This is a genomic window from Hwanghaeella grinnelliae (genome assembly GCF_004005845.1).
Taxonomy (GTDB): domain Bacteria; phylum Pseudomonadota; class Alphaproteobacteria; order UBA8366; family Aestuariispiraceae; genus Hwanghaeella; species Hwanghaeella grinnelliae.
Map to the genome: position 1 here is coordinate 695,649 of NZ_SADE01000002.1, position 13,187 is coordinate 708,835.

Sequence of the window (13,187 nt, forward strand, 5' to 3'; positions counted from 1 at the left end):
AGCCCCTAATACCTGTTCCACCCTTCGACGGGCAGAAAAACCGACGCACCGGGCAGCCAATCCCCTGTAATCAATTCAGGGCAGCGGCCGGGCCCGGCGGCGTCATATACGTGCGGCTGTGTCCTTCAGGTCGACAACGACCGCCCGATCCTTAAAGACCGGCACGGGGGCGCGTACCCAATCCGATCTTCTTGGCCAGCCGGCTGCGCTGCTTGGCGTAGTTCGGGGCCACCATGGGATAGTCCGGGGGAAGGTTCCAGCGCTCGCGGTATTCCTCGGGCGACATATCGTACGCGGTCTTTAGGTGCCGCTTCAGCATTTTCAGCTTTTTGCCGTCTTCCAGGCAAATGATGTAGTCCGGCGTGATGGACTTTTTCACCGGGATTGCCGGGGCGGGCCGACCTTCGCCGCCCAGGTCCTCACCGCCGACCTGATTCAATGACGTGTAAACCTGTTCAATCAAACTCGGCAGATCGCCGACGCTGACCGTGTTGTTCGATACGTGTGCCGCGACAATCCGCGATGTCAGCTCCAGCATATCCACTGCACCGGCACTCTGTTCCCCATAGTCCGACATAGTCGATCAATCCTCAATAACGCCGCAAAGTACGCAAGCGGCTAAAGTTGTGTCCCCAATTGCCGTGTCCCGGGTATTTTTTCATCGACCATTCACGTTTTTCCGCATCCCTCCGCCGCTGGCTTTCTTAAGTAACGGGCCATATTTCGGCGGATTTGGAGGTATTATCACAACAATAAATCGGTCATCCCAAGTACATTGCCCACCGACTGTAGCAACAATTCTAGAGAGTCTTCAAGAAAAGCCGGACGAGTCATACGAGTCTATCGGGAAAGACTGGTATTCCTGTACCGACTCAGATCGAATCACGCCGTAGAATCAACGCGTCGACAAAAATTCCCCCCCGTCTTTTGTAGTAATTCCGCCGTAATCCGACTCTTTTGAATCCGGCCGCGCCGTACAGCGCGATTGCCGCCGCGTTGTCCGCGGCAACCTCAAGAAAGAATTTTTCCGCCCCTTTGGACTTGGCGTGATGCACCATAAAGTTGAGTAAGGCGACGCCGACCCGTTTGCGTCGATACCCGGGGGAGACGCCCAGGGAGAGAATCTCGGCCTCGTCCGCGGCGGTCGAGCCGATAAGGAAGCCGACCGGCAAAATTCCCTCCGGGTCACTCGTTTCCGCAATCAGGGCCCAGGCAGAGGGAGGCTTCAGCAAATCGGCGATAGCGGCGGCGCCATAAGGCTCGTCAAAGGCTGCTTCGAACAGCTTGCCCATGGCCTCTATATCTTTGGCTGAAGCGGTCCGAACTATGGGCGTATTGATGGTCATGGTCCGTGGTTCAGGCATCGCTGCGCGGCGGCGGCGCGGCGGTGAGCGGTGAAACGGCTGGTTTGAGGTTCACGTCCGGCGGCCGCAGATAAAGCGGACGCGGCCCCGTATCCGTGGGGTCGGGCAAGCCCTTCCGGGCAATTTGCAGCATGGCGATCCTGCCGGCGGTCACCGCGCTATTGGTTTCCGGCGGGTTGGCGACATGCAGCCCCGGCGACGCGTCCAGCGCCTCCGAAACCAATCGATCGGCGCCGTCACCCGCCACCGGCCAACCATCGGGAATGCCATCGAGAGCCGGACCGGATATGGCCGAATATGCGGGTAGGTAGGTGGCGATATCCCCGGCAGACAGTGCTGCAGGGTCGGTTGCCGGGTCGCCATGTCGGTCGAACGCCTGAAGGTAAAAGTCCGCCCGTTTGGTTTCCAAGGCGACAAGGACCGGCGATTGCCCGCGGAAAGGGGAGGCTGCGACGGCGAGGCAGCTTACCCCTAAAATCGGTATGCCGGCGGCCAGCGAGAAGCCACGTGCTGCGGCAAGACCGATGCGAATACCGGTGAAGGCGCCGGGGCCGATTGTAACGGCGACCGCGTCCAAACAGTCGGCATCCGTCGCGGCCGTGGCAAGGCATTCCGCCAGCATCGGCGCTATCCGTTCGGCATGGCCGCGTGTCATCGGTTCGGAAACCGACGCCAATTCCAGATCATTGTCGAGGACGGCCACCGCGCATGCATTGGCGGCACAATCCAATACCAGCAGGCGCATTTGGTCGCTTTCTTGTTTCGTTATGCCCGGCATGTCGTGACAGGGGCATCTTCCCATCAGCTTTTCCAGCGGGTTTCAAGGCAGCGGAAAGTGACCGATCGTCCCATCCCAGGCAAGATCGAGACGGTAAAACGGACGGAATTAACCGAAAATGCTGCCGGAAAAGACACGCCAATTTAAGGATTTGCTTGACTGAAAACCTCTAATTGCCCTTCCCTCCCTATTATGGAGAGGGATACTTTTTACTTAAGCCGATCTTGGCATCGCATTATCTGCCGAAGACAAGGCCGCAATTGGACCGCTAGTATGCTTTTCATACTTGCGGGATTTCTTGCGTTGCTGCCTGCCGCTTGGGCGCCCGCCGTTCAGGCCGCCAATTCCGGCGTGGTGATCATGTATCACAGGTTCGGCGAGGACGCGTATCCCACGACCAGCGTTACGGTGGAGCAACTGGACGAGCATATCAGGGAGCTTCAATCCGGCAGCTATGCGGTGATGCCGCTGGCGGAAATGATCGCCGCCCTGCGTGCCGGCAGGCCGCTTCCCGACCGCGCCGTAGCGATTACCATCGATGACGCATACCGGTCGGTCTATGACGTTGCCTGGCCGAAATTCCGGGACGCGGGGCTGCCCTTCACGGTCTTCGTATCGACGGCCGGCGTCGATACCGGGGCACCGGGCATCATGACCTGGGATCACCTAAGGGAGATGCATCAAGGTGGCGCCGCGATTGAGGCACATACGGTCAGCCATCTCCACATGGCGGATGCGGATGTGGCGAAGCTCCGGGAAGAGGTCACGGAATCCACGCTCCGGATCGCGAGTGAGATCGGGTCCAAACCCAAGTTTTTCGCCTATCCCTACGGCGAAGCGAGCGATGAGGTTAAGGCAGTCGTTTCGGAAGCGGGGTACACGGTGGCCTTTGGGCAGCAATCCGGGCCGCTCTATCCCGAAGCCGACATGCTTTATCTGCCCCGGTTCCCGATCAACATGTCTTTCGGTGGGCCGGACCGGTTCAGGCAGGTGATCAACACGCTGCCGCTTTCGTTGACGGATGTTCTGCCCTCGAACCCGACTTTGACGAAGAATCCGCCCAATTTCGGATTTACCTTGCCGGCGAAGAAAAGCGAAGCGGACGGCATCGCCTGTTACCATTCCTCCTTCGGGCGTTTGACGGAATTGGAAAAACTGGGCGAGAGCCGGATCGAAATTCGTTTCACCGAGCCCTTCCCGGAGGGACGAAGCCGGATCAACTGCACCGCTCCCGGACCGAATGGGCGATGGCGTTGGTTCGGTATGCAGTATTACGTGCCGGCCCGCTAACACATCCACCTGACCCGATGCAGGCCGGCCGGCATGGGGGCGCCGGACATGAAAAAGGGGGCGCGCAGCCCCCAATTTCCAATTCATACCGTTGGCGTTGATCGATCAGGCACGCGGAGACAGGCGCGGCCGGGCATCGGCCAGCCGGGCCCGGTCGAAATGGGTCAATTTATTGACCCGGATGATACTCTGAACCAAGCCGACATATTCCTGGCCTTTTTCCGAATAGGAATCGAGCGTGCTTGCCAGAACCATACTGTCCAACGGCTTCTGATTGGCGCGCAGATCGGCGCGTGCCAGACGCAGGTCCTTGTAGGCCCGGTGCGTGTTCAGATTGCGCAGATAGGAGGCGACACTGTCGATCGGCGCGTGGAATGCGCGGATCTTATGGGTTTTGCCTTCCTCGCGGTCTTTCGGAACGATTCCGTCGAACTGATCCGTGGTCCACTGACCGAACAGGGCATTGCCCTTCCGCGCAAAGCGGGATGTGCCCCAACCGCTTTCGATCGCGGCCTGGGCGAGCGCCAGCGACGGCGGAACGACATCCATCCGGCGCAGCAGCGTACGGAAGTCACCGAAGTCGACTTTGTATTCCTTGAAACGATCGGTCAGCCAAGCGTGTTCACGGTCTGACAAATCTTCGCCGCGGTCCAGCCGGTCATGCATGGAAAGCGCCCGGGCCCGGTCGGTGCGGATCGATTCATTGATGACCAAAACCATGGGCAGAACCATGCGAACGAAGGTCGCCTTTCTTTGGTCAACCTGTTCAATCGTGGCCATATCCGTCGGAATTGCGTCGGGCAAGACACGCGGTACGCCCGATTCACCGGCACGAACCTTGGACAAATCATAGCCGATGCTGTCGAAACGGGCGATCAGCCGATCGACCGTCGGCGCAGCGACGTCGACCGGTGCTTTCGGCAATGACGGCGGTGTCACGCGGACAACCGCGACTGCCTGTGGTTTCGCGACCTTGGTTTGAAGGCCTTCCGGGGGATTCAGGACCAAAATGGCCGCCAAAATAGCCCCAGAAGCGATCATATACCATGACGCGCGGCCCGATACGGCCGATTTGAGAATATCTTTCATTAGACCCTCGCCTACACTCTCTCTAACGGACCGTTCGCCTTTTTTTGTGGCGAAATTACGGTCCGGGATGCTCCACTAGCCGGCTCCTCATCCGACCAGCCCCTCCGGGCATCCGATTTTTTTAACCGCGACCACTCCCCAGTTGTCGCGGGTACCCGGGATGCCGCCCTGTGGCTTGCCCCAGTGGCCTGTGAAGGCCAATTGTGGCGCGGCGTCCCGCAAATGCCCCGGCCCGAAAGCCAGATGGCATAACTCATCAATGTCTTTGCCAGGGTCTTGGTTGCCGGCGTTCTCGCCTTGCAACGTGCGAATATGTCTCGACCCGCTTTCTGCGGATGGCCCGATCAGGGCACGGCGGAGCTTTAGAGTGCCGCCCGTACTTCCGACACTTCCGGAATGTAGTGTCGGAGCATATTCTCGATACCCATCTTAAGCGTCGCCGTGCTGCTGGGGCAACCCGCGCACGCGCCACGCATCGTCAAGTAGACCACGCCTTGCTCAAATCCCTGGAACACGATGTCGCCGCCATCTTGAGCAACGGCGGGACGCACCCTGGTGTCGAGCAATTCCTTGATCTGGCGGACAATGTCATTGTCTGCCTGATCGAAAATCGGTTCCGGCGCGGCGGCGGTCTCATACAAGACCGGCCGGCCCGCCGTGAAATGTTCCATGATTGTGCCGAGTACGGCGGGCTTCAACTCGTACCATTCGACGGTGTCGGACTTGGTGATCGTGATGAAGTCGTTGCCGAAGAAGACGGCGCGCACACCGTCGACCTGGAACAAACGTTCGGCCAAGGGGGATTCACCTTCCGCGGCCTCGGCCGAGGAATAATCCAGTGTCCCCTCTTCCATCACCAGCTTGCCCGGGATGAATTTCAAGGTCGCTGGATTCGGTGTTTGTTCCGTTTGAATAAACATTACCTAAAATCCCACCTATCTCTTGATCAGGAAGATGGTTTACGAATCGTTAAGGATCAACCCCTGTTCTGTTGCCGATGGGCGACACAAGACCTGTGACAGCCTGTGGATAAACTTGCGAATTTACTTATTTACCGCGAATCGGGGGTAATCGGTCCGTGCAGTGCCGGGTCAAGTGATGGCATCCAGCTCTTCGTCGGAAAGACAGCCCGGCACGATGGTGATCGGGATTCGCAAATTACTCAATTCCTTGCCGGTCAGGTGGGTGACCACGGGACCCGGGCCTTCCGAACTGACACTTGCCGCCAGAACGAGAATTGAAATCGTCTTATCTTCCTGCAGCAAATTGGCGACTTCCGTGGCCTCGTCGCCTTCCCGCACCAGCAGGATGGCTGGCTGGCCGGTCGAGCGATTCACTTCGGCGGCGTATTTTTGCAGCAAGGCTTCGCCCTGTTCGCGGTTTTCTTCACGCATTAGGGTTTCAACGCCAAGCCAGTGCACGAATTCGGTCGGTTGGACCACATGCAGCAAGGCAACGCGCCCGCCGGTCTTCTGGGCGCGTTTGCAGGCAAATTTCAGTGCAACCGGCATTTCCTCGGATTCGTCTACAACGACGAGGAAGACCCGATCCGAACCCGGTTTCCCGTTGCTGTCACCCGATGCCGGGCTGCTGCCGCTATCTGTCTGGGTCATGCGACCCTTCCTTGCCCCATTCCCGAGCCCCCATCGTGGCGTGGTTTTCACCACCGGACGCTTCCTGTGTAGCTATCAATTTACCAGCACAGGGAAACAGCGCAATGGAAAGAGAAGCCGGGCTGTCACGCGACAGGTTGTCCGAAGCGAAAGGTTGGGATGGAAAACCGTTCTATTTCAGTAGAACGTTAATGATTTCCTTCAGCTGGGTACGTGCCCGCAGCAGGTAGAAGCCTTGGGCCGACAGATGACTCGGCAGGAGCAGACCGTCCGGGCTGCCATTGATGACGACCAAAGGATCCATGATCGCGGCCGCATGCAAAGAGGCCAACATCTGCGCCCAGAGCGAGGCGACTTCCTTTTCCGAAATGACGTTCTGGAAGTCTGCCTGCAGCGCGTTCAGCAGCATGTAATACCCGTAGAGGCGCCCTTTGTTGTGGTAGAAGACGTCGTCCGCATAGATTGAGAAGGCCGAGTATTCCTCCAGCGCGTCGCCTGTCGCGGCGGAGGCGGAGCCGAGATCGGACGAAAACCGCTCCAGCGTTCCCAACAGGTTGTCGGCGCGCCGTTCGAAAACGGCATTTCCTTCGGAAAGGCGCAGATTATAGTTCCGCAAGGCATCGGCGGCATTGCGGTACTGTTCGGCGGAACTGCGCTGGGGCAGCAGGGATTCGGAAATATTGTAGTACCAGACGTCCGGCGCGTATTTCAGGAAGCCGGTCGCCGCCTCGAGGTCGGTGTCGGCGGCGCTGGACCCGCGCACCCTGCCGATCTGATCGGTCAATTCGATGGTGAAACGGGAAAGCGCGTCGCGAATACCGGTCTGGAAGTTCGGCATGTTGTCCAATGCGGCGGACGGCATGAAGAAAGGCGCCATGGGCGTCCAGCTATTCTCGCGCGTTTCCCGGTCGATGATGCGGATCGTCATCGCGACCGCCTCGGACCCGCCCTGCGGCGCTTCGGCGATGATAGAGGTGTCATCGTCGATCCGATGCACCATGATCATCCCGATCGGGTAATACAGCAGCGCCGCCAGCACGATCAGTGCGGCGGTCCCAATCGTAAATCGCGCGGCGCGGCCTTCCGGCCGGGGCAGCGCGCGCAGGCGTTCGCCCAGTGCTATTTTATCCATCATGACCTGACTTACGTGTGGGCTCGCCCCGCCACTTGCAATACCAGCGGGTTTTTACACCGGTATTGCACGGCGGGATCGTTCTCGTCCGGGACAGTTTGCCGGGACGATCGTGGTTGGGCGTTGCTGCACCGGCGGTACCGCCGGAACGCAACCGGCAAGAGGCTATTGAACGAAGCCGACCACTTCCCGAACCTCACGCAGGATCGGGTTGGTGATGGCGCGGGAGCGTTCCGACCCTTCGCATAGTATCCTGTCGATTTCTGCGACATCCTGAAGCAAGCGCTGCATTTCCTCGCCGATCGGACCCAGCACAGAAACAGCAACATCCGACAATATCGGTTTAAACTCCGAGAATTGCTTACCGCCGACGTCGCCCAAGGCCGTCTCCACGTCCACACCGCGCAGGGCGGCATAGATGTTCACCAGGTTCTGCGCTTCCGGCCGTCCTTCAAGGCCTTCCGCCTCACTTGGCAGGGCTTCCGGGTCGGTTTTCGCCTTGCGGATTTTCTGGGCGATGGCGTCCGGGCCGTCGGTCATGTTGATGCGGCTCATATCCGACGGGTCGGATTTGGACATTTTCTTGGTGCCGTCCCGCAGGGACATGACGCGCGTCGCCGCGCCCAGAATCAAGGGCTCGGTCAGCGGGAAGAAATCGGGCTTTTCCCAGTCGTTGTTGAACTTCGCGGCGATGTCGCGCGCCAGTTCCAGATGCTGTTTCTGATCCTCGCCGACCGGAACATGGGTCGCCTTATAGGCCAGAATGTCGGCGGCCATCAGGTTCGGGTACACGAACAGACCCGTGGACGCGTTTTCACGGTTCTTGCCCGCCTTTTCCTTGAACTGGGTCATCCGGTTCAACCAACCCATCCGCGCGACGCAGTTGAAGATCCAGGCCAACTCGGCGTGATCCTGGTTCTGCGACTGGTTGAACAGAATATGTTTCTTTGGGTCGATCCCGCAGGCCAGCAGCCCGGCCGCGACTTCGCGGGTGTTCCGGCGCAATTCCTCAGGATTCTGGAAAAGCGTGATCGCGTGCAGATCGACCAGGCAATAGATGCATTCATAGTCGTCCTGCAATGCCGCCCAGTTCCGGATCGCGCCCAGATAGTTGCCAAGGGTCAGGTTGCCCGTCGGCTGAATACCGGAAAAGATCCGATTTTCCACATTGGTCGCGGTGGTCATGATAAAAAGGCTCCGTCTGGTCGCGGACCGTCCGCCAACCGGAGGGTCCGAAACACGTCATTTCAATTGTTGATCGAAGGCCAGGATATGAAGACGGTCCGAACGGCCCGCCTCAGGCTTTCCGGCGGGTTTATGCGACCGGAGGCCAAGACGGTCAAGGCACACGTTTGGAGAAGACAAGGGCCGACCGGACTTACCGGCGGCGGCGCAATTGGCGCGCGACCTCCCGCAAATCGGTGCCGCCAACAAGTTGGGCCAGCCCGAAGAACAGGATGACGCCGGCCAGAACCAAACCGGCCAGGGCGAGTAGTTTTCGGGCGAAGCCCCCTTGGAACCAATCGGCCAGAACATCGCCCCCCATCCAAAGCACCGCTGCCATGACAATCGCCGCAAGCAGGATGCGGGGAACCGAACGCACCAGCCGCGAGTCGGGCTCGAAATGCCCACCTCTGTGCAGCAGGAAGGCCAGGAGCCCCGCATTGGCCCAGGCGGAAATCGAGGTGGCGAGCGCAATTCCCACATGGGCGAAGGCCTGCATCAGCGTGACGGCCAGGATCAAATTCAGGGCGACGGCGCCGATCGCCACCTTGACCGGCGTCCGCGTATCCTCGCGGGCGAAAAAGCCGGGGGTCAACGCCTTGATCAATACGAAGGCCGGTAGCCCGATCGCATAGGCGCGCAGGGCCTCCGACGTTGCCAGTGCCGCTTCCGTGGTAAAAGCGCCGCGTTCGAAAAGCGTTGAGACGATCGGCCAGGGAATGGCGATCAGCGCGGTCGCCGCCGGCAAGGTCAACAGCAGGGTAACCTCGATTGCCCGGTTCATACTGTACATGGCCGCGCGGTGTTCGCCGGCCCGCAATTGGCGCGACAGCAGCGGCAGCAAGGCTACGCCGACCGCGACGCCAACAACACCCAACGGCAATTGGTTCACCCGGTCCGCATAATACAGGAAGGACACCGACCCCTGGCGCAACAGGGTTGCCAGCAGGTCGCCGACCATGACGTTGATCTGTACCACGCCCGCCCCCAAAATTCCGGGGGCCATCAGCAGCAGCAATCGTTTCACGCCAGGCGTCAGTTTCGGCAGGGGCAGGGGCACCATGATGTCCGCTTTGTGGCAGGCATGGGCCAGCATCGCGAATTGCAGCGCGCCGGCGATCGCCACTGCGACGGCCAGGGCGTGTCCCGGCAAGGTCAGCACATGGCGGTGGATCAGGACCAGCGTGGTGATGAACACCAGGTTCAGAATGACCGGCGCGGCGGCGGCGGCGGCGAACTTGCCGACCGAGTTCAACATGCCGGACATCATCGCCGACAGGACCATGAACAGAAGATAGGGGAAGGTAATCCGCGCCAGCTCCACGGTCAGGTTGAACTTTTCCGGTTGGTCCAGGAATCCGGCTGCCTGCACCGTCATGATCCAGGGCATGGCCGCCATGGCGATGACGGACAGAACCAGCGTCCAGGCCGTCAGGACCGACGCCACATCCGCGGCGAAAGCGTCCGCTGCGTCCTTGCCATCGCCCTCCAACCGGCGAGCGTAGAGCGGCACGAAGGCCGCATTCATCGCGCCTTCGCCCAAAAGGCGGCGAAACAGGTTCGGAAACTTAAAGGCAATGAAGAAGGCGTCGGCAACCATCCCGGCACCCAGGATTTGGGCGATCAGGACATCCCGGACGAAACCCAGGACACGGCTGGTCATGGTCCAGCCGCCGACGGTCGCGATGGAGCGGACGAGTTGCATAACCGAAAGTCCTTACGGGATTCCCCAACTCTTAAGAAGAGGAAAGGGCGAAAAGAAGGCGAAAGAACGGCAAGCAGAAGGCTTTAACGGGTCCGCTCAGAAGGCGGCGCGGTTCAACGGCACAGGTAGGCGTTACTCGGCTGCCTCCTTGGATATGGTTGGCGGTGCGTCCTGACCCTCGACCATGCCGCCGGGCCCGGCGATTTCCAGCACGTCCAGCAAGGCTTGGCGGATTTCCTTCAGCTTGGTCTCGTGCGTGATTTTCATGCCGAAGACGTCCTTCACATAGAAGACGTCCACCACCTGCTCGCCATAGGTCGAAATTTTCGCCGTGGTGATCTGAATCCCCAAGCGGAACAGCGCGGTCGTCAGGCGATAGACAAGGGCCGGCCGGTCGCGACCGTTGACCTCGATCACCGTGTGGGTGTTGGAGGCCTTATTGTCCAACAGAACGCGCGGCGCGACGTAGAAGATTTCCATGCGGCTCGGTATCTGGGAGGATTTCCGATCCAGTTCTTCCAGCGGCCTTACCCGGCCTGAGAGGACCTGCTCGACCATCACGGAAAGGCGCGCCAGCTTGGAGGAGGATTTGAACGCACCACCGGTTGAATCCTGAACGGTGAAGACGTCCAGCGCCATGCCGTCCTTGAAGGTCGCGATCCGCGCATCGACGATGCTGGCGCCGCAGACCGCCAAAGCGCCCGACAGGCGCGCGAACAGGCCCGGATGATCGGAAGCGAAAATGGTAATCTCGGTCGCGTCGCGGGCGCTGAGAACCTGGATGTCCAAGGCCAATGTCTGTTTGCGGATTTCCGCGTCCCGGATCACGTCGGAATGACGCAGCAATTGTTCGGCGTCGAAAGCCAGCAGATAGCCGTCTGGCAGACGGTCGATATGGCGTTCGCGTTCGTGTTCGGGCCAATGATCGAGCAACCTGACCAGGTCGCTGCGCGCCGCGGCGACCCGCCTGTTGCGCCCCATGCCGTCCAGGCCTTCGGTGATGAAATCATAGGCCCGGTAATACATGTCCCGCAGCAGACTGGACTTCCAATTGTTCCAGACATTCGGACCGACGGCGCGGATGTCGACGACGGTCAGGCATAACAGCAGGCGCAGGCGTTCCGGCGATTTTACAAGGTCGACGAAATCGATCACGGTTTTCGGGTCATCGATGTCGCGCTTGAACGCCGTGTTCGACATGGCCAAGTGATTCAAAACCAGCCAGGCAACGGTTTCGGTCTGCTCGTCCGATAATCCCAACCTTGGGCAAAGCGAACGGGCCACCTCGGCGCCAAGCTCCGAATGATCGCCGCCGCGGCCCTTGGCGATATCGTGCAGGAAGACGGCGACGTAAAGAACCTCACGCGAATGAAGGGACGGAAACAGTTTGGTCGCCAGGGGATGGTCTTCCGCCAACTCGCCGTTCTCGATACGGTTCAGGATGCCGATTGCGCGGATCGTGTGTTCGTCGGTCGTGTAGACGTGGTACATGTCGTACTGCATTTGGGCCACGACCCGGCCGAAATCGGGAATGAATTTTCCGAACAACCCACATTCATTCATGTGCCGAAGGGTGCCTTCCGGATTCACCTTCGACGTCAGAATATCCATGAAGATCGCATTGGCTTCCGGGTTTTCCCGGAACTTCTTACTCACATATTTCAAGTTTCGGGTAATTGCCTTCAAGGCGTCAGGATGAATCGACATCCGTTTTTCATGCGCGACTTTAAAGATGCGCAGCATGTCGACCGGTGTTTTCCGGAAATGGCCGCGCGCCAATTCGTTCAGACGCCCGCTCTCGTTCGCGAAGCCCTCGATTTCGCTTGCGCTGAGCAGCTTGGACAGACTGAACAACGGCTTTTTCTGATGCTTTGCTTCGAAGGCTGCGCAGAAGATACGGGTCAGGTCGCCGACGTCTTTCGCGATCAGGAAATAGTGCTTCATGAACCGTTCGACGCCGCTGGTCCCGGCATGGTCGGTATAACCCATGCGGCGCGCCAACTCGGGCTGGACATCGAAGGTCAAACGCTCCTCGGGCCGATCGGTTAGGTAGTGCAGGTGGCAGCGTAGCGTCCAAAGATATTGCTGCGCCTTCGCGAAACGGTTCGCTTCCGCTTTGGTCAGAATCTTCAACTCGACCAGTTCGGAAATATCCCCCACATGATAGAGGAACTTGGCCGCCCAATAGAGCGTATGCAGATCGCGCAACCCGCCCTTACCGTCCTTGATGTTGGGTTCCAGCACATATCGGCTGTCGCCCATTCGCTCGTGCCGGGCGTCGCGTTCGGCCAGTTTCGCTTCAAGAAAGGCGAAACCGTTCCCGGTTTGAACGTCCTTTTTGAAAGCGCGCCGGAAGTTGTTGAACAGGCCCTTTTCACCCCAGACATAGCGGGCCTCGAGCATCGCCGTCTTGATGGTGATGTCGGCCTTGGCCTGGCGGATGCAGTCATCGATGGACCGGGTGGCATGGCCGACCTTCAACCCCATATCCCAAAGTGTGTAAAGTATTTCCTCAACCACCTGTTCGACACGGGCCGACATTTTGTAATCATGCAAAAACAACAGGTCGATATCGGAATAGGGGGCGAGTTCACCGCGCCCATAACCGCCGACAGCGAGGATGGATAATTTCTCGGACGAGGTGGGATTGGCCGCGGGATAGAGATGGGTTGCGGCAGCGTCGTGGATAACCCGGATTAGCTGGTCGATCAGATAGGCATGGGCCAGAACCGCTTTTGCCCCGTCATGGTTCTCGAAAAACCGGCGCTGGATCTCGGTCTGGCCCTTTGCCAGCGCATCCTTGTAGAGCGCGAGTTGCTTTGGCTTGCGCGCGGATTCCTTCAGACCTTCGGCAAATAAATCGTCCACCGCCTGCGTGAGGGCGCGGCGATCTATCAACTGACGGCGTTTCTCAATCCCTGTGATATCCATGCGGGGAACCTAACGGAATCAACCTATTTTGGCGAGAGTCGTTCTAAACTGGACAGGTTAA

The 13,187-nt window shown here is 59.3% G+C and carries 11 protein-coding genes; 1 reads left to right on the forward strand and 10 read right to left on the reverse strand.

The window, feature by feature from the left end; translation table 11 throughout:
* Positions 1-151: 151 nt before the first annotated feature.
* From EOI86_RS13915 to tsaB, 3 genes are all read right to left on the reverse strand, one after another.
* Positions 152-577: a Ros/MucR family transcriptional regulator gene (locus EOI86_RS13915; RefSeq protein ID WP_127765782.1), complete on the reverse strand. Its 426-nt coding sequence runs from the start codon at positions 575-577 to the stop codon at positions 152-154.
* A 295-nt stretch (positions 578-872) separates the two neighbouring features.
* Positions 873-1,346, reverse strand: coding sequence for a GNAT family N-acetyltransferase (locus tag EOI86_RS13920; protein ID WP_161973832.1), 474 nt, complete (start codon positions 1,344-1,346; stop codon positions 873-875).
* Positions 1,347-1,356: 10 nt separating this feature from the next.
* Complete coding sequence (gene tsaB, locus EOI86_RS13925) at positions 1,357-2,166, reverse strand: tRNA (adenosine(37)-N6)-threonylcarbamoyltransferase complex dimerization subunit type 1 TsaB (RefSeq protein WP_127765784.1); 810 nt, start codon at positions 2,164-2,166, stop codon at positions 1,357-1,359.
* Between the two features lie 249 nt (positions 2,167-2,415).
* Here tsaB and EOI86_RS13930 point away from each other — a divergent pair, with 249 nt between their 5' ends.
* Positions 2,416-3,432 (forward strand): polysaccharide deacetylase family protein, encoded by a 1,017-nt coding sequence (locus tag EOI86_RS13930; protein ID WP_161973833.1) that lies wholly within the window; start codon positions 2,416-2,418, stop codon positions 3,430-3,432.
* A 105-nt stretch (positions 3,433-3,537) separates the two neighbouring features.
* Here the strand turns inward: EOI86_RS13930 and EOI86_RS13935 are convergent, their stop codons facing one another.
* From EOI86_RS13935 to EOI86_RS13965, 7 genes are all read right to left on the reverse strand, one after another.
* Entirely contained in the window at positions 3,538-4,521 is a 984-nt protein-coding gene (locus tag EOI86_RS13935; protein WP_127765786.1) for a glucosaminidase domain-containing protein, read from the reverse strand.
* 362 nt (positions 4,522-4,883) lie between these two features.
* Positions 4,884-5,441 carry a NifU family protein gene (locus EOI86_RS13940; protein WP_127765787.1) on the reverse strand — a complete coding sequence of 186 codons (558 nt, stop codon included), beginning with the start codon at positions 5,439-5,441 and terminating at the stop codon, positions 4,884-4,886.
* Between the two features lie 171 nt (positions 5,442-5,612).
* On the reverse strand, positions 5,613-6,134 hold the full coding sequence (locus EOI86_RS13945; protein ID WP_127765788.1) for a universal stress protein: 522 nt from the start codon (positions 6,132-6,134) through the stop codon (positions 5,613-5,615).
* A gap of 172 nt (positions 6,135-6,306) precedes the next feature.
* Positions 6,307-7,269 (reverse strand): DUF2333 family protein, encoded by a 963-nt coding sequence (locus tag EOI86_RS13950; protein WP_127765789.1) that lies wholly within the window; start codon positions 7,267-7,269, stop codon positions 6,307-6,309.
* A gap of 162 nt (positions 7,270-7,431) precedes the next feature.
* On the reverse strand, positions 7,432-8,451 hold the full coding sequence (gene trpS, locus EOI86_RS13955; RefSeq protein WP_127765790.1) for a tryptophan--tRNA ligase: 1,020 nt from the start codon (positions 8,449-8,451) through the stop codon (positions 7,432-7,434).
* Between the two features lie 193 nt (positions 8,452-8,644).
* Complete coding sequence (murJ, locus tag EOI86_RS13960) at positions 8,645-10,195, reverse strand: murein biosynthesis integral membrane protein MurJ (protein WP_127765791.1); 1,551 nt, start codon at positions 10,193-10,195, stop codon at positions 8,645-8,647.
* Positions 10,196-10,327: 132 nt separating this feature from the next.
* Positions 10,328-13,126: a [protein-PII] uridylyltransferase gene (locus EOI86_RS13965; RefSeq protein WP_240035673.1), complete on the reverse strand. Its 2,799-nt coding sequence runs from the start codon at positions 13,124-13,126 to the stop codon at positions 10,328-10,330.
* Positions 13,127-13,187: the final 61 nt, after the last annotated feature.

Bases quoted from the DNA above. Each gene is read 5' to 3' on its own strand.
- EOI86_RS13915 (WP_127765782.1), bottom strand. From the start codon at position 577: ATGTCGGACTATGGGGAACAGAGTGCCGGTGCAGTGGATATGCTGGAG.
- EOI86_RS13920 (WP_161973832.1), bottom strand. From the start codon at position 1,346: ATGACCATCAATACGCCCATAGTTCGGACCGCTTCAGCCAAAGATATA.
- tsaB (WP_127765784.1), bottom strand. From the start codon at position 2,166: ATGGGAAGATGCCCCTGTCACGACATGCCGGGCATAACGAAACAAGAA.
- EOI86_RS13930 (WP_161973833.1), top strand. From the start codon at position 2,416: ATGCTTTTCATACTTGCGGGATTTCTTGCGTTGCTGCCTGCCGCTTGG.
- EOI86_RS13935 (WP_127765786.1), bottom strand. From the start codon at position 4,521: ATGAAAGATATTCTCAAATCGGCCGTATCGGGCCGCGCGTCATGGTAT.
- EOI86_RS13940 (WP_127765787.1), bottom strand. From the start codon at position 5,441: ATGTTTATTCAAACGGAACAAACACCGAATCCAGCGACCTTGAAATTC.
- EOI86_RS13945 (WP_127765788.1), bottom strand. From the start codon at position 6,134: ATGACCCAGACAGATAGCGGCAGCAGCCCGGCATCGGGTGACAGCAAC.
- EOI86_RS13950 (WP_127765789.1), bottom strand. From the start codon at position 7,269: ATGATGGATAAAATAGCACTGGGCGAACGCCTGCGCGCGCTGCCCCGG.
- trpS (WP_127765790.1), bottom strand. From the start codon at position 8,451: ATGACCACCGCGACCAATGTGGAAAATCGGATCTTTTCCGGTATTCAG.
- murJ (WP_127765791.1), bottom strand. From the start codon at position 10,195: ATGCAACTCGTCCGCTCCATCGCGACCGTCGGCGGCTGGACCATGACC.
- EOI86_RS13965 (WP_240035673.1), bottom strand. From the start codon at position 13,126: ATGGATATCACAGGGATTGAGAAACGCCGTCAGTTGATAGATCGCCGC.